The 23,794-nt window shown below is 51.1% G+C and carries 24 protein-coding genes and 1 pseudogene; 20 read left to right on the forward strand and 5 right to left on the reverse strand.

Annotated elements, in window-relative coordinates; translation table 11 throughout:
* Positions 1–10: 10 nt before the first annotated feature.
* Genes AB3R30_RS13505 through AB3R30_RS13515 form a run of 3 tightly spaced genes read right to left on the reverse strand, consistent with a single transcriptional unit; the run spans position 11 to position 4,094 of the window.
* Entirely contained in the window at positions 11–2,485 is a 2,475-nt protein-coding gene (locus tag AB3R30_RS13505; RefSeq protein ID WP_458649717.1) for a CHASE2 domain-containing protein, read from the reverse strand.
* Between the two features lie 46 nt (positions 2,486–2,531).
* Positions 2,532–3,443, reverse strand: coding sequence for a DUF1822 family protein (locus tag AB3R30_RS13510; RefSeq protein WP_458649718.1), 912 nt, complete (start codon positions 3,441–3,443; stop codon positions 2,532–2,534).
* A 24-nt stretch (positions 3,444–3,467) separates the two neighbouring features.
* Complete coding sequence (locus tag AB3R30_RS13515; RefSeq protein ID WP_458649719.1) at positions 3,468–4,094, reverse strand: sigma-70 family RNA polymerase sigma factor; 627 nt, start codon at positions 4,092–4,094, stop codon at positions 3,468–3,470.
* Positions 4,095–4,383: 289 nt separating this feature from the next.
* Between AB3R30_RS13515 and aspS the strand changes: the two genes are divergently transcribed.
* The 6 genes from aspS (at position 4,384) to AB3R30_RS13545 (ending at position 8,459) form a co-directional block, all read left to right on the forward strand.
* The gene (gene aspS / locus AB3R30_RS13520; RefSeq protein ID WP_458649720.1) at positions 4,384–6,174 is read left to right on the forward strand and encodes an aspartate--tRNA ligase; all 1,791 of its coding nucleotides are present in this window, start codon (positions 4,384–4,386) and stop codon (positions 6,172–6,174) included.
* 57 nt (positions 6,175–6,231) lie between these two features.
* The gene (locus AB3R30_RS13525; protein WP_458649721.1) at positions 6,232–6,444 is read left to right on the forward strand and encodes a ribbon-helix-helix domain-containing protein; all 213 of its coding nucleotides are present in this window, start codon (positions 6,232–6,234) and stop codon (positions 6,442–6,444) included.
* Positions 6,441–6,707 (forward strand): PIN domain-containing protein, encoded by a 267-nt coding sequence (locus AB3R30_RS13530; protein WP_458649722.1) that lies wholly within the window; start codon positions 6,441–6,443, stop codon positions 6,705–6,707. The genes AB3R30_RS13525 and AB3R30_RS13530 overlap by 4 nt, the downstream gene beginning before the upstream one ends.
* On the forward strand, positions 6,683–6,829 hold the full coding sequence (locus AB3R30_RS13535; protein ID WP_458649740.1) for a PIN domain-containing protein: 147 nt from the start codon (positions 6,683–6,685) through the stop codon (positions 6,827–6,829). The genes AB3R30_RS13530 and AB3R30_RS13535 overlap by 25 nt, the downstream gene beginning before the upstream one ends.
* A gap of 203 nt (positions 6,830–7,032) precedes the next feature.
* Positions 7,033–7,338: a hypothetical protein gene (locus tag AB3R30_RS13540; protein WP_458649723.1), complete on the forward strand. Its 306-nt coding sequence runs from the start codon at positions 7,033–7,035 to the stop codon at positions 7,336–7,338.
* Positions 7,339–7,397: 59 nt separating this feature from the next.
* Positions 7,398–8,459, forward strand: a complete 1,062-nt coding sequence (locus AB3R30_RS13545) for a transaldolase family protein (RefSeq protein WP_458649724.1) — start codon at positions 7,398–7,400, stop codon at positions 8,457–8,459.
* Positions 8,460–8,466: 7 nt separating this feature from the next.
* Here the strand turns inward: AB3R30_RS13545 and AB3R30_RS13550 are convergent, their stop codons facing one another.
* Positions 8,467–12,099, reverse strand: coding sequence for a WD40 domain-containing protein (locus AB3R30_RS13550; protein ID WP_458649725.1), 3,633 nt, complete (start codon positions 12,097–12,099; stop codon positions 8,467–8,469).
* A 297-nt stretch (positions 12,100–12,396) separates the two neighbouring features.
* On the opposite strand from AB3R30_RS13550, the gene AB3R30_RS13555 reads away from it, so the two are divergent.
* The 9 genes from AB3R30_RS13555 to AB3R30_RS13595 all read left to right on the forward strand — a co-directional run bounded on the left by AB3R30_RS13555 (position 12,397) and on the right by AB3R30_RS13595 (position 18,396).
* Positions 12,397–12,906: a cupin domain-containing protein gene (locus tag AB3R30_RS13555; RefSeq protein WP_458649726.1), complete on the forward strand. Its 510-nt coding sequence runs from the start codon at positions 12,397–12,399 to the stop codon at positions 12,904–12,906.
* Positions 12,907–13,013: 107 nt separating this feature from the next.
* Positions 13,014–13,466, forward strand: coding sequence for a VOC family protein (locus AB3R30_RS13560; protein WP_458649727.1), 453 nt, complete (start codon positions 13,014–13,016; stop codon positions 13,464–13,466).
* Positions 13,467–13,547: 81 nt separating this feature from the next.
* Positions 13,548–14,261 (forward strand): SDR family oxidoreductase, encoded by a 714-nt coding sequence (locus tag AB3R30_RS13565; RefSeq protein WP_458649728.1) that lies wholly within the window; start codon positions 13,548–13,550, stop codon positions 14,259–14,261.
* Between the two features lie 117 nt (positions 14,262–14,378).
* Complete coding sequence (locus tag AB3R30_RS13570) at positions 14,379–15,302, forward strand: alpha/beta fold hydrolase (RefSeq protein WP_458649729.1); 924 nt, start codon at positions 14,379–14,381, stop codon at positions 15,300–15,302.
* Positions 15,303–15,333: 31 nt separating this feature from the next.
* Complete coding sequence (locus tag AB3R30_RS13575) at positions 15,334–16,188, forward strand: oxidoreductase (protein WP_458649730.1); 855 nt, start codon at positions 15,334–15,336, stop codon at positions 16,186–16,188.
* Positions 16,189–16,236: 48 nt separating this feature from the next.
* Complete coding sequence (locus AB3R30_RS13580) at positions 16,237–16,947, forward strand: SDR family NAD(P)-dependent oxidoreductase (protein WP_458649731.1); 711 nt, start codon at positions 16,237–16,239, stop codon at positions 16,945–16,947.
* Positions 16,948–16,980: 33 nt separating this feature from the next.
* Entirely contained in the window at positions 16,981–17,307 is a 327-nt protein-coding gene (locus AB3R30_RS13585; protein WP_458649732.1) for an NIPSNAP family protein, read from the forward strand.
* Positions 17,308–17,445: 138 nt separating this feature from the next.
* Positions 17,446–18,126 carry a VOC family protein gene (locus AB3R30_RS13590; protein ID WP_458649733.1) on the forward strand — a complete coding sequence of 227 codons (681 nt, stop codon included), beginning with the start codon at positions 17,446–17,448 and terminating at the stop codon, positions 18,124–18,126.
* Between the two features lie 93 nt (positions 18,127–18,219).
* Positions 18,220–18,396: a hypothetical protein gene (locus tag AB3R30_RS13595; RefSeq protein ID WP_458649734.1), complete on the forward strand. Its 177-nt coding sequence runs from the start codon at positions 18,220–18,222 to the stop codon at positions 18,394–18,396.
* Here the strand turns inward: AB3R30_RS13595 and AB3R30_RS13600 are convergent.
* A complete protein-coding gene (locus tag AB3R30_RS13600) occupies positions 18,386–18,580 on the reverse strand; it encodes a hypothetical protein (RefSeq protein ID WP_458649741.1) in 195 nt (64 codons plus the stop codon). The genes AB3R30_RS13595 and AB3R30_RS13600 overlap by 11 nt on opposite strands.
* Between AB3R30_RS13600 and AB3R30_RS13605 the strand changes: the two are divergent.
* The 5 genes and pseudogenes from AB3R30_RS13605 to AB3R30_RS13625 all read left to right on the forward strand — a co-directional run.
* Positions 18,579–18,818, forward strand: a pseudogene (locus tag AB3R30_RS13605) (thioredoxin domain-containing protein); the annotation flags it as partial. The gene AB3R30_RS13600 and the pseudogene AB3R30_RS13605 overlap by 2 nt on opposite strands.
* An 18-nt stretch (positions 18,819–18,836) precedes the next feature.
* Positions 18,837–19,448 carry a hypothetical protein gene (locus AB3R30_RS13610; protein WP_458649739.1) on the forward strand — a complete coding sequence of 204 codons (612 nt, stop codon included), beginning with the start codon at positions 18,837–18,839 and terminating at the stop codon, positions 19,446–19,448.
* 195 nt (positions 19,449–19,643) lie between these two features.
* The gene (locus AB3R30_RS13615; RefSeq protein ID WP_458649735.1) at positions 19,644–20,696 is read left to right on the forward strand and encodes an alpha/beta fold hydrolase; all 1,053 of its coding nucleotides are present in this window, start codon (positions 19,644–19,646) and stop codon (positions 20,694–20,696) included.
* A 53-nt stretch (positions 20,697–20,749) separates the two neighbouring features.
* Positions 20,750–22,129, forward strand: a complete 1,380-nt coding sequence (locus AB3R30_RS13620) for an epoxide hydrolase family protein (protein ID WP_458649736.1) — start codon at positions 20,750–20,752, stop codon at positions 22,127–22,129.
* Between the two features lie 200 nt (positions 22,130–22,329).
* A complete protein-coding gene (locus AB3R30_RS13625) occupies positions 22,330–23,706 on the forward strand; it encodes a dihydrolipoyl dehydrogenase family protein (RefSeq protein WP_458649737.1) in 1,377 nt (458 codons plus the stop codon).
* Positions 23,707–23,794: the final 88 nt, after the last annotated feature.

Raw genomic sequence — 23,794 nt, forward strand, 5'->3', positions numbered from 1 at the left:
CCGATCATCGTCACGATTTATTCGAGTAGCGGCTGAGTCCTAAAAACACTCCTCCGCCTCCCAGCCATAGCCCTAGAACAGACGGAACCAGGGGTAGCCAGCCCGCCCAAATAATCAAACCGCCCACGCAGGCAGCATAAAGAATTCCGGTGGTCACTCCCAGCCCTAAAAACATCTGGAATACCATCGTCCTGTGAGATCCATTGCGGAGACAGACTCCCCACGCCACGAGTCCACCTAGAGCAGACCAGCCGACAATCCAGCCCCAATCGCCCCAAGGTGACCATGCCCACAGGAGCGGTCGCCCATCCAGCATCGCGCTCAGCAGTTGACTCAGCATGTGAGCATGAATGAAGACTCCAGGAGTGCGATCGTGAAAGGTATTGCCATAGGGTGTTTTGTGATAATCTTCCTTTTCGCGTGCAGTTGCGCCGATTAGCACCACTTTGTCTCGAATCAGGTGATCCAACTCTTGGGGCGAAGGGGGATTTTCTGGGGAAAGAAACCAACTCAGGGATTTTTGCGGGGCAATATCCCGTAAATTGTTGCCAGCGCGGTAGTTCAGCAAAATCTGGCTGCCTATGCCATCCAAGTCTTGTCCTTGATAGCCACCCAGTCGTGCTGGCAATGAAGGAAAAATGACTTCCTTCGCAGGATGGGGCAAGGCAGCGTAGCCATGGGGAACTGAGATCAAGTCTTTTGGGGGTTGCTGTAACCGAATTTTGAAGGTTTCGTTTTCATCCGGCGGAAAAAATCCCGTTTCAGCCCCATCTAAGTCATTTTCTAGATACTTTAGGACTAATTCGACGCTAAAGGCAGTGGAAACCTGACAGTAAGATTGTTGCTGAGCCTTAGCGTTTGTGCCGAGCAAATGGCGACGAATCACTTCACCTCCAGCCACATCAACTACAAAATCGCTAAATCCAACCCGATGGCTGTTGAGCGGAATGTCAGGTTGGGGCGCACGACCGTAGGGACTGACTTTGTCGTCGCCTACTTTGCAAACGCTGAATAGGGTTTCTTCGGTGCGAAATTTGGCAGCTAGGTCAGGCAGTGGAGTGCGATCGCGGTTTATATCTAGCCCGATCGCGCGCGGTTTATACTTCAACAACACATTGAGCAACTTCGCTAGGTTGCGGTCTGAAATGGAGGTGCCTTTCAGGTCTTCTGTGCGCTTTTGTTGTTGCAGGTCTTCATCGTCGATCGCCACCACTAGCAAGCGCGAGTCGGGCGGTTCAGGAGGGCGCAGCCGCATCAGGTGATCAAAGGCGAGAAATTCGAGGGGCTGTAATAATCCCAAAAATCGCACGGTTCCGACCAAAGCGGCGGCGGTGAAACTGGTGAGTGTGGCGATCGCCACACTGCGACGAACAGGCATCAACGTTGGCGCGAACGCTGGAACGGGTTCTGGTGCCAAAAAGTCTTGCCACAGGGGAGGGGAAACCGTAGGGTTTTGGCAAATCAGCGGCAGCCAAGTCGCACAGGGATAATCGTTTTCCATGCCCTGCAAACGCTCTCTCGCCGCTCGTACTGCCAGATAAAGGGATGTGCCCTGAGTGTATTCATTCAGGAAATAGGCTAGAAACTCTTGGGCGACCAAATCGGGCACCGGTTCCCGCATGACGATAATTTGGGGAATGTTGAGTTCTGCCAGTTCCCGCGCAATCTCTAAGCCATCACAGGAGTTGAAAATAGCAAGCTGTAAACCATTGGCAACCGATTTTTGTAGGGCATATTTGAGTTCGCCCATGGTCAAGCTGTCGGTTTTGTTATGAAAAATCCGCCCTTTGCCATCTTGACTGGTGCTGTGTCCGGCAAAAAAGAGAATATCCCAGGGTGTGTTCCAAAGCTGATCGGTCAAGGTTTTGCGATCGGGGGCAATCAGCCGCTCAATATCGGTTTGAGGCAGGCGATCGAGCAGCCCTTGATCCACATCAGTATCAATCCCCTCGCTGTTGCCCATGATTGAGAGGATACTCACGCGGGATTTTGGCAAAACCTGCCGCTGCGGGGGTTTTTCTAAATTGAGCGCACTGATGGCAATTTCGGCATGAGGGTAGCCTTCTAGAAATTCCAACAAATTCCAGGGCAGGGCGCGCATCTGGCTGTCTTCGGTTTGGATCAGAACCCGAATCTCGTCGTCAGGCGATAGCTGCTGGAGCCATTTCTCTCGAACACTGCGATAGTCTTCCGCTAGGAACCAGGTATTGAGCCGTACCCGGAGCATTTTCGAGGCGTTGTGGCAGTCATCTAACACGGATACGTTGGGCTTTTGCCCTTTCTTAGCGATAATCCGATAGCGCGACTTCAGCCGCCCGTAGCTTTCTTTCCAGCGGCTATAGTACAAGGGCATTTCAGGCAAGGGTGGCAGTTTTCCCAGGGTGGTGCTGGAGGGACGTTGATTCTCTTCCCCGATTTCCTGCATGACGGTAAAGCCTTGCTCAAAATTGCCGTCGATAATTTTTAGAACGACTAACTTAGCCATAAGCAAGGATGAGGAGCAAGGGGCGAGGGGGTAAGGGATAGCCGGATTAAATTACAAAGTCTTGGGTGATATAGACTTCGTTGAGGGTGATTTGGACGCTGAAGCGATCGCCGGAAATACATCCAACCTGCCACTCTAAAAAATCTTCGGTGCCTGTGGCAGTGGTTTCTAATTCCACTTCACCGACTTCATTGAGGACGGAAAACCGGGTGCCTACGGGTAGAAAACCATCAATCGGCGGGTGCAGTTGGAGGCAAATATCTGTTGATTCATCCGCTATAGGACGCGCATCTACTGCCAATACAGCCGCTACGCCATTGAGGTCAATCCGTTTGGCGGGGGCTTGTGCCCCTAGACGACCCCGAAAAGCGATCGCGGGGCTGAGTTGAGCCGGATTCAAAAGGGCTTCTAGGGTTTGCCAACTTTCGTCGATCGCGCCTTGCATCCATTGGCTAAGGTTGGCTACAAAACTGGGTTGGGGATGGCGCAACTCTGCCAGATGATCGAGTAATTCTTCGGGCGATCGCAACTGGTTGAGGGGCAATTCTTCGGTAGCAGCTTTAGGCACAAATCCTAAAAGTTGCGCCGATGATGATGCTTCATCTAGTTCGACTACTACATAACCAATGCGATCGCTCCAGGTTTCGGGCGGCACTGAGCAAAGGGTCTGATTCGGCAACACGGGGCGACATTCCAACTGCCCCAGACCAGTTACCTGCAAATCTGCCACATCCGCACCTAAACGCAGCACCCGATTCCAGCTATCGCTTGCCGTTAGACGGGTGGGAATCTCCATCAGTTGCAGATAGTCTTCTACCACCAACACCGCCAAGGTATTCAGCCGAACCTGTTCTGCTTTCTGAGGATTGGGCTGCTGATTAGCAAACTCTTGTGCTGTTTGACGGGTGGCTTGAGTAATGGGTAAAGGTAAAGCAAATTCATAGATTGATTGAGTCATTTTGGTTTCTCCAAGGCAGAATCTTTAATTACTATCGATATATCCCTCGGATTCACCAAAGTTACGCAAGCGGGGCACACATTGTCGTTGATAAAAGCTGGCAAGGGCTGAAACGCAGACTCCATATTCAGCCGCTAGGTCTTTCCACTTGGTTTCCGAGAGCCGACGCAAAATCAACATCTGAGCGTTCACTTCTGGATGCCCTTTAATGTGTAGGCTTTTCAATTCGCCCGTTGGGTCTGTCTTTGCCCAAGCTTCCACAATTTCCAACAATGGCTCTGCTTCAGGCTTAGCGGGGACAGTCTCAATAATATTGATGGTTTCGCCATCCCGCTCTATTTGGGAAGGAAATCGCTTGATTTTGTCGTTTTGCGTGGCATCCCTAAAGTCTTTCAGGCGAAATTTCAGATAAGCATTTAACCAGACCGGCACACTACCCAATTCAGGATCGTATTTGCCACAGACGTACTTGCAAAAATAAACCCAGGTTTGCTGCACGGCATCTTGATAGTAGAAAACGCTTTCCCGCCACAGTTTGGGCGATACCAGCCGAATCACCCGCGTTAGATTGCGCTGTCGGGGCGGACTTCCCGGCGGGTGTTTGCAGGCTTCGATGACCAACTCGCGGAGTTGCTGATCTAGTTCGCTCATGCTGGTTTGATCACGCATAAAGATGGAAGGGATAGCGTTATTATCTTATCGTTCTATTTTCAGTCGCCGTTATTGTTTTGCCAACGTTCACGTTTATTTTGGCGTGATCTTCATAGAAGAGGTGACGCGATTCTCTATAGAAAGAGGCTACGCGATCGCCCCAGATTCTACAACTAAGCACCCCTATCAGGCATAATGAGACTTGCTTTATCGCTCAGGTAACTCGGCAAACTGCAATGCCATGCTTGGGCGTTAGGCTAAACTTTATCTAAACTCACGTTCAACAGCCATGCGAACCCATTACTGCGGTCAACTCCGCGCCGAACATATTGGAGAGACAGTCACCCTTTGCGGTTGGGTGGATCGTCGCCGCGATCATGGGGGCGTGATTTTTATTGACTTGCGCGATCGCGAGGGCATTATCCAAATTGTCAGCGATCCCGTTCGCACACCTGCGTCTTATAACCAGGCAGGCGATTTGCGAAATGAGGACGTGGTGCAAATTATGGGGCGGGTGACTCAACGCCCGGAAGATTCACTCAATCCTAAGTTGGGCACGGGTGAAGTTGAAATCTATGCCGATGAGATTCTGGTTCTCAATGCTGTTCGGAAGCCGCTGCCGTTTCAGATCTCCAGCGCGGAAAGCGAGACTGTACGAGAAGAACTGCGCTTGAAGTATCGCTATTTGGATATTCGGCGGGAGCGGATGAGCCGAAATCTGCGGCTGCGGCATGAGGTGATCAAAACCCTGCGCCGCTACCTGGAAGATGAGCAGGGTTTTATGGAAGTGGAAACGCCGATTCTGACCAAATCTACGCCGGAAGGAGCGCGAGATTATTTGGTGCCGTCGCGGGTGAACCCGAATGAGTGGTATGCATTGCCCCAGTCGCCGCAGTTGTTTAAGCAGTTGTTGATGGTGGCAGGCTGCGATCGCTACTATCAAATCGCCCGCTGCTTCCGTGATGAGGATCTAAGAGCCGATCGCCAGCCCGAATTCACCCAGCTAGACATGGAAATGAGCTTCCTGGATCAGGAAGAATTGCTGGCACTAAATGAAAAGCTGATGGCGCATTTATTTGAAGTGATCAAAGGCATTGATTTACCACTGCCCTTGCCGCGTCTCACCTATGCCGAAGCGATGGATCGCTATGGCTGCGACAAGCCCGATACCCGCTATGGGCTAGAACTGGTGGATGTGTCGGATGTGGTCACAGGCTGCGGCTTCAAAGTGTTTGCAGATGCGGTGTCTAAGGGCGGCATTGTCAAAATTTTGCCAATTCCTGGCGGCAATGATGCGATCTCGAATGTGCGAATTAAACCGGGCGGCGATCTATTTAAAGAAGCCGAAACCGCTGGAGCTAGGGGGCTTGCCTATATCCGCGTCCGTGATGGCGAAATCGACACGATCGGCGCGATTAAAGACAACCTCAGCGAAGCGCAGAAGCAGGAAATCCTCACCCGCACGGGCGCACAGTCGGGACACTTGCTGCTGTTTGCGGCTGGAGATACGGCAACGGTGAACAAAACCCTCGATCGCCTGCGTCAAGCGATCGCCCGTGAGCAAAACCTGATCGATCCTGGCAAAATCAACCTGCTCTGGATCACTGACTTTCCCATGTTTGAATGGAATGCCGACGAAAAACGGCTGGAGGCATTGCACCATCCCTTCACTGCCCCCTTCCCGGAAGATTTGCACGACCTCAAAACTGCCCGTGCCCAAGCCTACGATATCGTTTTCAATGGCTTTGAAGTCGGCGGCGGCAGTTTGCGGATCTATCAACCCGACGTGCAGCAGCAGGTATTTGACACCATCGGACTCTCGACAGAAGAAGCCCACGAAAAGTTTGGCTTTTTGCTAGAAGCGTTTGAATATGGCGCACCTCCCCACGGTGGTATTGCCTACGGAGTCGATCGCCTAGTCATGTTGCTGGCAGGGGAAGACTCCATCCGCGATGTCATCAGCTTCCCAAAAACCCAGCAAGCCCGCTGCCTGCTGACCACCGCACCCTCCACCGTGGATGACAAGCAACTCAAGGAACTCCACGTCGCCTCCACGTACAAACCTAAAAAAGAAGGATGAACCAATTCCTATTCCTGGACAAGATATATTTTGGACATAGAGCAAAGGCATGACTATATGGAAGACACTCTGACCATCACGCTGACTCCGGAACTCAAAGCCATCCTTGACAACCTCACTCATACCGAAGGCATTTCTCCAGAGACACTGGTTCAAAATGCTATTGCAGACTATCTGTTCATTCGTCAATTTCGGGCATTGCGTTCGCAATTAATGCAAAAGACAAAGGCTGACTATACGGATGAGGATATTTTCGAGATGGTTTCATGAATTTGGTGCTAGATACCAACGTTCTCATTGCTGCCTTTATCGGTAAAGGATTTTGTCATACCCTTGTAGAGCAGTGCTTGCGAGTGCATTCTGCTATCACCTCAGAGTTTATTCTTAACGAGTTGAGAGAAAAGCTAACAAAGAAATTCAAATTTTCTAATGAAGATGCTGCCGCCGTTGAAGCTCTCTTACGATCCAGGATGCAGGTTGTTGAACCCATCCCCTTAGCACGTAACGTGTGTCGAGTCCTAATGATGACATGATTCTGGCAACAGCCTTTACAGGCGAGGCTGTTTGCATTATTACAGGTGATAAAGATCTGCTAACTCTAAAAAAGTTTGGCGAAATCGATATTTTGTCCCCTTCAGAATTTGAGGCTTATTGAGCAGGCGTTTGGCGCTGACTTGGAATAATAATTTCTCTAATTGAGTAATAGAGATATTTGGCAACCCAAAAAAGAGCCAACTTAACAAGGATTGTGTACCCTACGATCGCTTGATGCAGAGGTGCTTTTAGATCTGAGAGAGGCGATCGCCGAAGTTAAAATTAAAGAGGCACAGTTGAAACGAGGTCAAAGAGCAACCGGAATTGATCGAGACAGTGGATCGCCAGGTGATGCTGATGTTCGATCCGGCTCCAGCGGCGCAAGCGGCTGTTCCTCGTCGTACCACAATTGATATAGCTCCCTTTCGGCGGCAGGTGAGGCACATTTTGCAAGAAAGCATTGCGATCGCTGCTTGCTATCAGAATTTAGGTGAACGTCTTGACAGTCTCATTGGCTATATAGCATGGCTCATTCCGACAAGAAGGCTAGATTTAGGGATATTTGTAACTTCACATTACCTGACAGCGAAATTGAGACTTAACTGGCGGATCTTGAGTGGTGAAATTTGAAGTAGTTTCGCAGACTGGGTAGTTGGACGTTTGAATTTCGATCGTGAAGGTTATTTGTGATGAACCTGTTGCAATTACTTCATCAATATGGACAATCAGTTTGGCTTGATGGATTTGAGCGCGGCTGGATTAGTCGTGGTGAGTTACAACGCTACATTGAGGAGGATGGTTTAACGGGAGTACGATCGAACTTTCAAAGCTTGCAAACGGCAATTGAAAGACAGGAGTACGATCGCGACTTCAGTACACTGGCGCAGCAAGGGATGAGCCGGACTGCTCGATCGGATTACGACTACTTAATTGTGCGAGATCTGCAACTAGCGGCTGACTTGCTGAAACAGACGCATGTGCAAACTCAAGGACACGATGGTTATATTCAGGTTGATCTTCCACTCGATGCATTGTTTGAGGTTGAAACAGCGATCGCAGAAGCCCAAAAAATCTGGCAATCGGTTGGGTGGAGCAATTTGATGCTCAGAATACCTGCCACTCAATTGATGTTGCCAGCTATTGAACAACTGATTATCGATCGCATTAATGTGAATGCAACGTTAGTGTTTTCTCCAAATGTATATGAGCAGATATTTGATGGTTATCTGAGGGGACTGGAGAGATTGATGCAGCAAGGAGAACTGGTGAGCGATGTTGTTTGCTTTACCAGTTTTTCCATTGGTCGATTGGATGCAATGATTGATCCGCTCATTGCCAACTTAGAATCATCTTTCAGCCTGATGCAAGCTAGGATTCTATACCAGCACCATCGAAACCTCTGTCAAAGTGACCGCTGGCGATCACTCCCTAAAGGGGCAAAGTCACCACGCTTGGTGTGGGATTGCACAGATATTCCGCCTGAATCCGCATGGCGTTATCTTCAGACGTTAGCGGTTCCTGAAACAGTGATGATGCTATCGCCATCAATACTGGAAATGTATCGAGAGGTTTCTCTGCTACCTACCAGTTTGATTGATGCTAGAACTGCTGAACAGAGCTTGATCAGGGAGTCGCAAATGGAAATTTCTTTGAATCAGTTAGTTGAACAATTTGTGAATGAGGAAATAACGAGATCGCTCAACGCTTTTCATCAATTGTTAGACGCGATCGAACACAAGAGAATTCGCTGAAATTGCCTTAATGTTCAACTGCTCCTAATGTTTTCAGTGTGGCTTTTTGAGCGGCTGTCAACCCAGTTGTGCTTTGAATATTCATGCCTTCATAGAGGCGATCGATCGTTAGTGTGCTGATACAACGTCCTGTCTTCACATCCCATAGTTTTATTGTGCGATCGTCACTACCACTAAATAAAATTTGACCGTCAGAGCTAAAGATGACTGACCGAACCCAACTGGTGTGTTCGCCCAATGTTTGCAGGCAGTGTCCCGTTTGCAAATCCCACAAGCGGATGGTTTGGTCATCACTGCCACTTGCTAAGATTCGACCATCAGGGCTAACGGCAAGTGTCCACACAAATCCTGTGTGTCCCCGCAAAGCACGCAAGCCCGCTCCAGTTTGGAGATCCCACAAATGGATAGTTTGGTCAAGACTGCCGCTTGCCAATCGTTGACCACTGGGATCAAATGCCAAGGCGAACACGGCTCCCGTATGCCCCTGCAAGATCCTCAGGCACGCTCCGGTTTGCACGTCCCAGAGCCGCACGGTGTGATCGTAACTACTGCTTACCAACCATTGACCGCTAGGATCAAAGGCGATCGCTCGGACACCGCTCTCATGACCACGTAACACCTGCAAACAGTGATGCGTTTGCACATCCCACAGTCGCACAGTGCGATCGAAACTACTGCTTGCCAAAATCTGCCCCCCTGGACTGAATAAAACTGTCCACACGGCCGCGTTGTGCGCTGACCAGCGATCGAGGTGCCCGGTTTGAATATTCCACAAAGCGATCGAACCATCATGCCGATTGATTGCCAGAGTTTGACCATCCGGACTAAAGCTTAAATTGGTTAAGGATGAAATCCAACGGGTTGGGCTAGAAAACGTTTTGTGGGGGTGAAGTTGTGGCTTGCTATCCAACTGCAAACGCCACAACTGGATCGTTTCATCCTGACGACTACTGGCAAGAATTTGATTATCCGGACTGAGACTCAGGGATTGAATTCCACCCGTGTAGCCGCGCAACGTTTTGAGGCTTTGACCACTCTGCAAATGCCACAATCGAACCGTATTGTCTTGACCTGCACTCGCCAATAATTGACTGTCGGCGCTGATGGCAAGCCCGTAAACATCATGCGCATGACCCTTGAGTACATGGATGGATTGCCCGTCTGGAACGCTCCAAAGGCGCAGCGTACTATCGCGACCGGTACTGGCTAACACACGACCATCTGGGCTAAAGGCGATGTCCCAAACCCAATCGGTATGCCCATGCAGCAACTTAACACTGGAATTTATGAAACTGGGATTTGACGAACTGGGTTTGGAGTGAAGCTGCCCATTCCAGAGGCGAATGGAGCCATCGTGACTGCTACTTGCCAGCCGTTGACCGTCAGGGCTGTACCGTACACAACGAACTCCGCTGGTATGCTCCTGTAAGACACTTAGGCAGTTTCCATTGCTCACATCCCAGATCCGAATGGTTGTATCGTTACTGCTACTGGCTAAGGTTTGCTGATCGGGTGCGAAGTGGACAGAATAAACACTCTGGGTGTGTCCTTGCAAGATACGGAGACACTGCCCCTGCAAATTCCATAAGCGCACCGTTTGATCTTCACTGCTGCTGGCTAACTGCTGACCATCGCCACTAAAACTCACTGACCAAACACAACCTGTATGGTCTGTTAGCACCTGCAAGCATCGTCCACTCTCGACATCCCACACGCGCACTGACCGATCAGTACCGCTGCTGGCTAACGTTTTACCATCGGGACTAAAGCCAACCGACCAGACCCAGCCTGTATGACCTTCAAAAGTGGCTAAGAGTTGGGTTGTCGTGATGCTCCAGAGATAAATGTTGCCACTAGAATCGCCGACTACGATTGCTTGACCGTCTGGACTAAAACCGATCGACATGGCAACACTGTGCGCCTCTGAAAAGATAGATTTCGCCAAGTCAGCATTCTGAAAATTGACCCCGGCTAAATCGATCTGTCTTAAGTCAGCTTGTTGCACTACAAGTCCAGAAAAGTCAGAGCCACGCAAATCGACTTGAAGCTGCACCAACAGGTTAATCAAGTTGCCTGCCACGTATCCTGGTTTCTTCCCCTGCTGCCTCAATAAGTGCCTTGCCTGCGTCTCGATCGCCGCTACATTGCTAAAGCGAGACAGAAGCTGCTCTATCACAGGTTGCATAATTAAGCGTATCTGAACCTCTCGAATGTAATCTTTTGCTTGTACTCGCAATAAGGAATGCGTTTGCCAAACGTTCAACTGCTGCGTCTCAAATTCGATGCAAATTTGCTGTACGAATTGCTCCATAACATATTCCATTACCACGGGCTGCAAGAAGAATAACCCGTCGTTTTTTTCAATTAGAGATCGCCGGAGCAGCGAGTTGATCAAATTAGGTACACTTTGTTGAGCAGCAGGATCAACCACATTCTCTCGAATCTCTGCGATCGAAACTGGCTCTCGCAGAATTGCAAACCAGAACAATATTTTCTGTTCTGCTTCACAGAGGCGATCAAACTGGCGATCCAGCAAATCGCGGATATCTTCAAATACAGAAATTCCCTGACTAAGATAGGTCAACACGTCTGGAACGCTGCCGTTAAACAAATCCTGAGTGGCGGCTGCCACCAGTTTCAACGCTAGCGGATTGCCACCGTAATGATGGATCAAGGTTTCCCATTCGCCTTCTGAACCTGTGAACGCTCCTTTTTGCCGAAAGATAGCGCGTCCGTCATCAGGTGATAATCCACTTAAGAGCAGCGATCGCACTAGCACCTGCCCGCCTTCCATCAGTGCCACGTCGCGTGGTTTTTCCCGACTGGTCAGCAACAAACAACTGAGGTGGGACGTTTCGCCAATGGTTCTGAGCACCTGTCCATATCCTTCGTAGCCCGATCGCCATTGTCCTGCCTGTTCACGCTGCAAAATGATTTCAGCATTATCCAGAATCAATAAACACCGACGTGATCGCAGATATTGCATTAGTTTGGAAAGCTGCTGATCAAGCGTGGCGGGAATGATGGGATCGTCCCCAAACAGCGGCATCAGAAACGTCAGCAGACTCGACAGGAGTTCTTCTAGCGGGGGTGCGTTGGCAAGCGATCGCCACACGACGATCTCAAATTCTGCTTGCATTTGAAGGGCAACTTTGACGGCGATCGTGCTTTTGCCAATGCCGCCAATTCCCAACACCCCGACTACACGACAGCGATCAGATGTAACCCACTGCCACAGTTGCACCAATTCTGCCTCACGCCCATAAAAAATCGAGGCATCGACCGCTGTATCCCAGTCTTGCTGAGAGTTTGCTCGTCGAGTTTCCAACGCTTCATTCGCTGAAACTGAGGAGGTAAGATCTGCCTGCGTTAATTCCAGCCCAAATGCCCGAAAAAGGTACTCCAATGACTGGCGATCGACCCCCTGTTCGCGCTTAAAAAGGCGGGAAAGGGTATTGAGGGAAAGTCCAGTGCGATCGCTCAAATCTTCCTGGGTGAAGTGCTTTCCCCAGGTTTCATCCGATTCCGCTTGCTGTTTTGCCGCCTGAAACTTTTGCCATCCCTGAGGCGATAGGATAACTCCTCGAACTCTCCCAGAAGCAGATCTCCCCCGTCCAGATTTTGATGGGTTGGAATCCATAGATTAGCAAGTGGGGTAAAGGACAGAGCAAGTCTTTCCTCAGAATACCGGGCATTTTTTCGGTCACACCTTAGCGGAGAGTTTCGGTAACGCCGCCCAATCGGCAAATAGCTCTATCTTCACCTGAAGCATATCAGCTTTAACGGTTTCTGGCTCACTTCTTGCTGCTTGCTTCCATGCAGAACGATTAAGTCGCGTTTTAACTCAAAGAACTTGAGTGGTGTGCATGGGGCGCAAGTTGAAGAATGAAGTGAAGCCAAGGTGAGCATCTAGCTCATCAACCTAACGAAGAACAAGATGAGCACTGAATTCAGTCAAAGCAAAGTTGCAATTGTCAGCCGGGGCGAGAATCTAGATTGGTTCGATACAATGCTGGGCGAGCAGATGGCTGTCCGCGTACACAGCAAAGATGTCGGCGGGGCTTTCACAATTATTGAAGCGCGCGTTCCACCGTTCATCGGACCGCCACTCCACTATCACGAAGATAGGGAGGAGATCTTTGAAGTCCTTGAAGGCAGATTTCGGTTTCACTGCGCGGGTGAAGAGTTTGAGGTCGCGCCCGGAACATCGGTTGTGGTGCCCCGCAACAGCGTACATGGATGGGTGAATCTCGGACCGGGAGTGGCTCGGTTGCTCTTCACCTTCATGCCCGGTGGAATCGACGAATTCTTCCCCAAAATTGGTCAAACGCCGCCTGAAGACTGGACAGATCTTGGGCATCGGTATGACACTGCGATCGTTGGAGCACCCCTGTCTGTTCAGGCTCCTAGCGCTGCTGTCGTTTACCCTCCAAACCAGAACTATTAATAAGTTGCGTTTTTACTCAATGAACTTGAGTGGTTTAGGTGGAGCGATCGCTCAAGAATGAAACACAACCGATGGGCAACAAGCTCACTAACCTAACGGAGAACAAAATGAACAGTCAAACTATGAAACTTGAGGTTTTGGTATTGCCCGTCTCGGATGTCGATCGATCCAAGGGCTTCTATGAGAAGTTGGGGTGGCGGCTAGATGCCGATTTCGTTACCAGTGAAGACTTCCGAGTAGTGCAGTTAACCCCTCCTGGTTCGGAGTGTTCGATCATCATTGGCACTGGAGTTACGTCAGCCGTGCCGGGTTCAGTTCAGGGTCTACATCTTATTGTTTATGACATTGAGACAGCCCGCGCCGAACTTGTCGATCGCGGCATCGAGGTGAGTGAAGTGTTTCACGACGTGGGGGGAATATTTCACCACGCCGGAACCGAGGGACGAATAAGTGGACCCGATCCGAAACGTCGTGACTATAGCTCGTTTGCCTCGTTCAGTGATCCGGACGGCAATGATTGGTTGCTTCAAGAGGTGAAGACTCGTGCTCCTGGACGGTAACAAAATTCGGACGCTGATGCCGAAAGCAGCATAATCCATGCCGTTTGCAAGTCGTGGTCAATTATTTAGAGGTAACTGAAGATGAAAACTCAAGATTCCGTAATCTTTATTTCTGGCGCTAGTCGCGGCTTAGGCTTGGCATTCGCGCACGAGGCACTTGAGCGCGGGGCTAAAAAAGTCTATGCCGGGGTGCGTAATCCGACTGAAGCCGAAACGCCAGGTATCGTGCAGGTCAAACTCGATGTGACCGATCCTGCCTCGATCGCTACGGCGGTGACACAGTGCGGCGATACTACTGTGCTGGTCAACAACGCGGGGATTGCTCGGCTCACCAGCAGTACCCTAGATCCAACCCTGATCGATGTCGCGCGCGAAGTCTTCGAGACGAATTACTATGGCATGATTCTGGTCAGTCAGGCATTCGCTCCAATTCTTGCCAAGAATGGGGGTGGAGCGGTCATCAATGTTTTGTCGGATGCCACTTGGTTTGCGCGTCCGATGCTGGCAGCGTATTCCGCCTCGAAGTCAGCGGCGTGGAGCTTTACCAATGCCTTACGCATCGATCTGCGGCACCAGAAGACATTAGTACTCGGTCTGCATGTCGGCTTCATGGATACTGACATGACCCAAGGCTTCGAGATGAAGAAGCTCGATCCACGGCAGGTTGCCGAAGCCGCGCTGATTGGCATTGAGGACAACAAGGAAGAGGTACTGGCTGACGACTTCACCAGGGAAGTCAAGCGAAGCTTTTGCAATGATCAGTCGATGTATTTGAATCCGCCAGAAATCGGCTGAACGCCGTTCGTTCATAAGCGGAGGTCGTCCTTGGGTAGGAATTAGAAGATGAAGCCATTACCAGTAATGTACGCACTGATTGTCAACGATGTTTAAACTGTGCTGGCAAAGGACAACATGCAAAGAAAAACATTCAAAACGTCCGATGGTGTCCAATTAAGCTACATCAGCGCAGGTAGCGGACAACCGATCGTGATGCTTCACGGTTGGTCGCAATCGGCAGAACAATTCAAATATCAAATTCCTGCTTTTGCCGAACATTATCAGGTAATCGCGATCGATCTGCGAGGACATGGTGAGTCCGAAAAAGTACCGTTCGGTTATCGAATCTCTCGCTTGGCTCAAGATGTCCAGGAACTGATCATCGCTCTGCAACTCGAAAAGCCACACCTATTGGGTCACTCAATGGGATGTTCCCTGATCTGGAGCTATCTCGACTTATTTGGATTAGATGAAATTGATCAATTGGTGTTGGTTGATCAATCTCCGTTGGTTGTCTCACAATCGTATTGGAATGCTCAAGAAATAGCAGAGTCCGGAGCAGTATTTGCGGCTGAACAACTCAACACAATCGTACACACTTTAGAACACGGCAACGCTGAAGAACTGACTCGAAACATCCTGGTTTCAATGGTCACGCCAGCTATGCCAAAAGAACAGTTTGAGTGGATTGTGGAGTGCAATCTTCTCTGTCCACAAGCGATCGCGGCAACACTGCTATACAACCATGCTCATATGGACTGGCGTGATCAAATTGTCAGAATTCGCAAGCCAACGCTGATTATTAGCGGCAGGAAAAGTATCATTCCCTGGCGATCGCAGGCTTGGATCAATCAAAACATTCCTAACTCCGAGTTGGAAATCTTTGAAGCGGATGAAGGCGGCGGACATTTCATGTTTATCGAGAATCCACAAAAGTTTAATCAACGAGTTTTACAGTTTCTATCGCGTTGGCGTAGCCTCTCCTTTGGAGAATCGCTTGAAACGAACCAGGAAAGGCAGACAGCAGGGCTGGACACCCTAATTAGAACAGGACATTAACGTCAAACTACACCTAAAACCAACACAGACAATGAAAACACAGAAAGTATGGTTCATTACCGGAGCCTCCAGAGGCTTTGGGTTAGAAATTACCAGAGCCGCCCTAGCAGTGGGTGATCAGGTCGTGGCAACAGTTCGCAGTCAGCCCACACAACTTGCCGCAGTCCTGGATAATCACCCAGATCTGTACGTGGTGCAGATGGATGTCATCCAGGAAGACCAGGTACAAGCAGCGGTCAAGCAGGGCATTGCCCGTTTCGGTCGGGTTGATGTCTTGGTCAATAATGCCGGGTATGGCATAGTTACGGCGATCGAAGAAGCCACGGATGCCGAAGTTCGTAAACAGTACGACACCAACGTGTTTGGTTTACTCAACGTGACTCGTGCCGTGTTGCCGTACCTGCGCCAGCAAAAGTCTGGACGAATTATCAATATCTCATCTTTGTTTGGCTACGATGCGGTTCCGGGTTGGGGCTTGTATGGGTCTACTAAGTTTGCGGTCGAAGGGATCTCGAAAGGGCTAGCGATCGAACTGGCACCGCTCGGTATCCATGTCACAGTAGTGGCTCCCGGTCTTTTTACGACCGACTTCCTCAGCACTGAATCCTATGCTGCTGGTAAAACCATTATCAATGATTACCAGGCAACGGTAGGACCGATGCGGAGCGGAGCCGATGCGTTACACGGGAATCAGCCCGGTGATCCGAAAAAGTTTGCTCAGGTGATTGTTCAACTCGCCAATACAGACCGTCCGCCGCTGCATCTGCCTGTTGGGAAGGATGCAGTCGCCATGTACCAGAACAATGCCGCAAAAATGGCAGAGGACATCGAAGCGTGGCTAACCGTCGCGACCAGCACCGACCATGCCCACCGCATAGTGGCTTAGTCCATCGCATGATCTGCACATTCACATGATTTCCACAGGAGTTTTACTATGAACACTGAACAGAAAGTCGCTGTGATTACCGGCGCATCACAGGGTATCGGCGCGGCTCTGGTCAAAGCGTACCGCGATCGCAACTATCGAGTGATTGCCATCTCACGCTCAATTCAGCCATCGGATGATGATGATGTCGTGACAGTGTCTGGCGACATTGCGGATCGAAAAACTGCCGAGCGGGCGATCGCTGAAGGCGTAACCCGCTTCGGGCGCATCGACACACTGATTAACAACGCTGGTATTTTCATCGCCAAGCCATTTACCGAGTACACCCAGGATGACTACGAAGTGTACCTGGGCACCAATATCGCTGGTTTCTTTCACATGACACAACTCGCGATCGCTGAGATGCAGAAGCAGGGCAGCGGTCATATTGTGCAAATCTCAACGAGCCTGGTTGACAACCCAATTGCGGGCGTACCCTCTGTACTCGCATCGCTGACCAAGGGTGGACTGAATGCCGCAACCAAATCACTGGCGATCGAGTATGCCAGACGTGGTATCCGGGTGAACGCGGTGGCGCTGGGTAACATCAAGTCGCCAATGCATCCAGTCGAAACCCATGCCCAGCTTGATGCCATGCACCCGCTCGGTCATATAGGCGAGATCTTCGATGTTGTCGATGCAATCCTCTACCTTGAGTCTGCCAACTTCGTGACGGGCGAAATCCTTCATGTCGATGGTGGACAGAGTGCGGGGCACTAACCCCTGACCCCTTATACACAAAGGAACACAGGCATGATCTACGAATTACGCATTTATCACGCCATGCCCGGACGATTACCCGCCCTGATTTCCCGCTTCCAGAACCACACGTTACAAATTTGGGAGAAACATGGCATCCGCCAAGCCGGGTTTTGGACAACGTTAATCGGCGAGAGCAATCAGCGGCTCACCTACCTGCTTGCCTGGGGGAGCATGGCTGAGCGTGAGGAGCGGTGGAGCGCATTTCTCGCCGACCCTGAATGGATTGCGATTAGTACCGAAACTGCGAAGGACGGGCAACTCGTGCAGAACATTAGCAACGAGTTCCTGGCACCAACCGCCTTTTCCTCGGTGAAATGAGCGGTGGAGAGTCCAGAAGAACACCCATCTGAGTCGCGTGTTAACTCAAAGAACTTGAGTGGTGTACACTGAGCGATCGCAGAACAATGAAACGTAACCGAAGTAGATATTCAACTCACGAATCTAAAGGAGAACAAGATGAGTAGCAATCCCGTAAACAGTCCCAACATGAAACTCGAAGTCGTAGTGTTCAACGTTGTCGATGTTGATCGCACGAAGGCATTCTACGAGAATCTCGGCTGGCGACTCGACCTCGACATCGCGGAGGACAGTTACCGCAACGTGCATGTGACACCACCTAACTCGGATGCCTCAATCATCTTCGGTAAGGGAGTTACTCCGAACAATCCTGGCGCAGTGCAAAACCTAGTCCTCGCTGTGGACAACCTTGATGCTGCCCGCAAAGACTTGAGCGATCGCGGTGTCAATGTGAGCGAGATCTTCCACTACGCTGGCGGTCCCTTTAACAATGCTGTAGAGAACCCGCGCGTCAGCGGGCGCGACCCAGAAGGTCGTTCCTACTTCTCCTTTGCCTCGTTCGAGGACCCGGACGGGAACCTCTGGCTGCTCCAGGAAATCACAACGCGGTTTCCTGGTCGCCTGTGGAACTCTCCACGAACAGACGTTGCAACTCTTGCAACCCTTCTCCGCGAGACGGCAGAGCACCACGACCACTATGAGAAGACTCACGCCAAGCATCACTGGTGGGACTGGTACGCACCCTATTTGAGTGCGCGTCAAAATGGCAGCAGTCCAGAAGAGGCAGCAGCAGCAGCAAACCGTTATATGGAAGAGGTTTTTCCGGTTCTTTCCAGATGATGCGGTCAAAATGGTCGGGTTCTGGGCGACCTCTTTCTTGCTGAATTGAGCGATAGGGCGAACATAGAACTCAAACCTGTCACTCGCCCCACCATGTCCATTGCGACTACACAGCTCGGTCAATTCGGTTCTGCGATCGCCCAATCGAGCCAAATGAAACCAGAGGGGATCGCCACGACTCTGAGGTTTTCTCAGTCCACCGTATCTATCTGTACGCAACTACAGGGAGCCAGCATGTGTCAATTAATCCTAATCGCCGCTACTTTTTAACAACCATGCTTAAAACCATTGCTGCCACCCAGCTTAGCATGATCGACTGCACCACATACCACACTACATCGGCAACGGCTGAGTTACTGATTGAAGGCGAACTGCCTTCTCTGGTCGGCGCGATCGCGTGGCTCAATTCACAGCCATTAACGGTTGACGAACTGCGCGGGAAAGTCGTACTCATCAACTTCTGCACGTATACCTGCATCAATTGGTTACGCCAACTCCCGTATGTTCGTGCATGGGCTGAGAAGTATAGAGATCAAGGACTCGTCGTAATTGGTATACATACGCCGGAGTTTGAATTCGAGCAGAATATCGATAATATTCGCCACGCTTTGACGGAAATGAGAATTGACTATCCGATCGCCGTGGATAACGATTATGCGGTGTGGCAGGCTTTCGGAAATCATTACTGGCCAGCCCTTTATTTTATCGACATGCAAGGACGTATTCGTCATCATCAATTCGGTGAGGGCGAGTACGAGCGATCGGAACGGGTCATTCAACAACTCCTGTCTGAGTCCGGAACGGATCGTGTCGGTCAGGAAATGGTCGAAGTCGAGGCTCACGGTTTTGAGGCTGCCGCCGATTGGAACAGCCTAAAATCGCCGGAAAACTATCTCGGCTACGAAAGAACGGAGAATTTCGCATCTTCCAGTAGCGCGGTGATAAACAAGCCTCATTTGTATACCATCCCAGCGCAATTGAACCGTAATCAATGGGCACTTTCGGGCGATTGGACGATCGCCAGACAAGCCATTGCCCTGAACCAGTCCAATGGGCGGGTTGCGTGCCGCTTCCACGCCCGCGACCTTCATCTTGTTATGGGTCCAGCCGAGCGAGGAACGTCCGTGCGGTTTCGCATGTTCATAGACGGGCAGCCAGCAGTCACAGTTCGCGGACTTGATGTTGATGAGCAAGGCGAAGGCACGGTTACTGAACAGCGGTTATATCAACTGGTTCGACAGCCTCAGCCTATCAGCGATCGCCAGTTTGAGATCGAGTTTCTGGATGCTGGGGTGGAAGCTTTCGCGTTCACGTTCGGTTGATCACGCAAACAGATACACCTCCGCAACAAGCGACAAGAAGGTAAATGATATGACAATGAAATCTATACAGGGCAGCCTAATTCTCGTGACTGGAGCAGCAGGTGATATCGGTGCGATCGGTCGCCACCTCACCGCCATGCTGCTCGATAAGCGGAGTTAAAGCAAGTTGAGTTAAATCCAATTGGAGAAAGATCAATGCCCGAAAAAATCAACCGTCAGCGTCGCCACTTTTTGGGCATTGCAGCCATGACCATTGCGACTACACAGCTCGGTCGATTTGGTTCTGCCAAAGCCCAATCGAGCCAAACAAAACCAATCGCTCCGTCCATGATGAAGTTGGGGACAACCCCATCATTCGGCTCACTAAAGCAGATCGATGCTGGTGTCCTGAAGGTTGGATATGCTGAGGTTGGTTCCGCAAACGGTCGTCCGGTCATCCTCTTGCATGGATGGCCCTACGACATTCATAGCTATATCGATGTTGCCCCGTTGTTAGCGGCGGCGGGGTACCGGGTAATCATCCCGTATCTGCGCGGTTATGGGATGACGCGCTTTCTTTCAAGTGAGACGTTCCGGAATGGGCAACAGACGGCGATCGCAGTCGATATTATTGCGTTAATGGATGGTCTCAGGATCGAGAAGGCGATACTCGGCGGGTTTGATTGGGGAGCACGAACAGCCAACATCATTGCGGCACTCTATCCCGAACGTTGCAAGGCACTCGTTTCCGTGAGCGGTTATTTAATTGGCAACCCTGAAATCAACAGGATGCCGCTGCCGCCGCAGGCTGAACTGGAATGGTGGTATCAATTTTATTTTGCGACGGAGCGGGGGCACGCGGGCTACGACCAATACCGACATGATTTCAACAAGCTCATCTGGAAGCTTGCTTCACCACAATGGCAGTTCGATGACACGACATTCGATCGCAGCGCAACGTCCTTCGACAATCCGGATCACGTCGCTATCGTCATCCACAACTACCGTTGGCGGCTCGGACTGTCTGAAGGCGAACCACAGTACGACGATCTTGAGAAGCGTCTTGCCGAAGCTCCAGTAATCACCGTGCCCACCATCACGCTTGAAGGTGACGCTAACGGCGCGCCACACCCAGACGCTAGTACCTACGCCAGGAAATTTTCGGGCAGATACGCACACCGGGTCATCAACGGTGGTATTGGGCACAACCTACCTCAGGAAGCACCCCAGGAGTTTGCAGAGGCAATCCTCGAAGTTGACAGTTACTAATCGTATTGGGTCTAAGTTGTGAAACGGACAATTTGCAGCAATGAGGAAACACCATGACCAATTTGAAAAAAGTACATTACCCAACCAAAGTCCATACCGTAATCGCCGTCCTCCTCTCACGACTCCTTGTCGCGCTCTTTGTGGCAACAGTGTTTCTAGCACCGCTCACCCGCGTACTGGCGCAGCAACCTGCTCAGACCAGCACCCAAACCCAAGTCACGGACAGGGCGATCGCGACTGAAGACAATGCCATCCGCCCCTTCAGCGTCCACGTCCCGCAAGCGGCGATCGATGATCTCCGCAGACGCATCGCAGCAACCCGTTGGTCTGACAAGGAGACGGTCGCTGATCAGTCGCAGGGTGTGCAACTGGCGACAATGCAGGATCTTGTCCGTTACTGGGGAACAGAGTACGACTGGCGGAAAGCTGAGGCGAAGTTGAATGCCTTGCCGCAGTTTGTAACGAACATCGACGGACTGGACATTCACTTTATCCACATCCGTTCCAAACATCCGAACGCGTTGCCGTTGATCATCACGCACGGATGGCCCGGATCAGTATTTGAACAGCTCAAGATCATCGATCCACTGATCGACCCGACTGCATATGGAGGGCGTGCGGAGGATGCCTTTGATCTGGTCATCCCGTCAATTCCTGGCTTCGGCTTCTCCGGGAAGCCAACGAGCACTGGTTGGAACCCCGATCGCATCGCGCGAACCTGGGCGGATCTGATGAAGCGCCTCGGCTACACTCGCTACGTTGCTCAGGGCGGCGATTGGGGGTCCCCCATCTCCAGTGCGATGGCGCGTCAGGCACCCGCAGGATTACTCGGTATCCACATCAACTTACCGGCGACAGTACCACCCGACGTGGCTGCGGTGCTTGCCAGTGGCGGACCCGCGCCAGCGGAACTCTCCGAGCAGGAACGCGCGGCGTTCGACTCACTCGATACGTTAAATAAGCAGAAACGGGCCTACGCTGCGGTGATGGGCACGCGACCGCAGACGGTCGGGTACGGACTGACGGACTCGCCGATCGGACTTGCGGCGTGGATGCTCGGTCATCCCGGCTTCGCGCAGTGGACGGACAGAGGTGGCAATTCCGAAAAGTCCCCGACGAAAGACGAGGTGCTGGACAATATCACACTGTACTGGCTGACAAACAGCGCGGTCTCCTCAGCTCGCCTGTACTGGGAGAACGGCAGCACCAGCATCTTGAACGCGATCGCGCAGAAGACCAGCGAAATCTCGCTCCCGGTGTCCATCACGGTATTTCCGGGGGAGAACTATCGTGCTCCAGAAACGTGGACCCGGCGCGCCTATCGCAACCTGATCTACTTCCACGAGGTTGATAAGGGTGGTCACTTTGCGGCGTGGGAACAGCCGCAGATCTTCTCTGAGGAGATCCGCGCGGCGTTTAGGTCACTGCGTTAGATCAATAACTCATGAGTGCATCTCGTCATTGGGGGAGAACGGAAAGACAACGCAGAGAGCCAGAACATGAATGAAAATTCCCACATCTCCATCTCGCCGCGTCAGTCTTATCTCCCGACTATCGGATACGCCCTATCTTTAGTACAGGCGGCGAGAACATTCGTGCAATGCAATTGTTCACTTTATCAACAGAGGTAACTATGGAGACAGCAGATGTCATAGTGATTGGCAGCGGTCAGGGTGGAGTTCCACTCGCGGCTGACTTTGCCAAAGCAGGTAAGAGCGTCGTTCTCTTTGAGCGTGATGCGTTGGGCGGCAGTTGCATCAACTATGGTTGCACACCTTCTAAAGCCTTCTTAGCCGCTGCTCATGCCGCAGGTCGCGCTCGACAAGCTGTAAAGCTGGGCGTATATGCACAGGTTGAGGTCGATTTTCCCGCAGTGATGAAGCGGGTGCGTAGTATTCGCAGCCAGTTTAACCAGGGTACTAAGCGACGACTAGAGAGTGCAGGAGTTAAAGTCGTCTGCGCTGAAGCGGCGTTCACCGGAGAGCGAACTGTGAGCGGAGGCGGTGTGACGGTGCAGGCTCCGATCGTCGTCATCAATACAGGGACATCCTCCAGCATTCCTGACATTTCCGGTTTAGCTGGAACGCCGTATCTGACCAACCGAAATTTCTTTGATTTACAGCAACTTCCGCCCCGGTTGCTCGTGGTCGGCGGTGGCTATATTGCCTTGGAGTTAGGGCAGGGAATGGCGCGGTTGGGGAGCCAAACCGAATTGATTGTGCGGGGCGATCGCCTGCTGGCTCAAGAAGAATCCGATGTCAGTGCTGTGCTTTTGGATGCCATTGCACAAGACGAAATTGGACTGCATTTCAACGCGACGGTTCAACAGGTTGCTCATATCAACGGGGCGTTTACCCTAACGCTGAACAATGGCGAAGTACTGGATGGAGAAGCATTGCTGATTGCGACTGGACGTAAACCGAATACTGGGGCATTAGATGCTCCGGTGATAGGCGTTGAATTAGATGCACAGGGGTTTATTAAAATCGACGATCAATTTCAAACGACTTGCCCTGGAATTTATGCGATCGGAGATGTTGCCAAGCAGCCTGCGTTTACCCATGTTTCTTGGGAAGACTATCGCCGCTTGAAAGCGATTCTGTGTGGTGAACAGCGAACCCGCAACGATCGCGTGTTAGGCTATGCCGTCTATACAGAACCACAAGTAGGTCGAGTGGGCATGACGCTAGAGCAGGCTCAGAAACAGGGCATTGCTGCCCGCGAAGTCACCCTGCCGATGGCTCACATCGCCCGCAGCATTGAATGGGGGCACGATCTGGGGTTCTACCGCATGGTCATCAACACCCAGACGAATTTGATTTTAGGAGCAACGCTGGTTGGATACGAAACGGCTGAACTCGTGCATGTCTTTTTATCACTCATGGAAGCGAAAGCCACGTGGCAGGTACTCGAACAATCGGTTCACATTCACCCAACTTACGGTGAGGCATTACCCAGTCTCGCAAGGCTTCTCGTTGGAGATGATATGCCAACCTGTCCCAATGTGTAAGAAAGGAGCAAGGGAGCATCTCAAAGTGGTAAAAACAATCAAAATTCGAGTTGACCATTGAGATAAGCACAGCGCACAGACAAAACTT

It is taken from the genome of Sivoneniella epilithica UHCC 1019, from assembly GCF_040830845.1.
GTDB lineage: Bacteria > Cyanobacteriota > Cyanobacteriia > Leptolyngbyales > Leptolyngbyaceae > ULC077BIN1.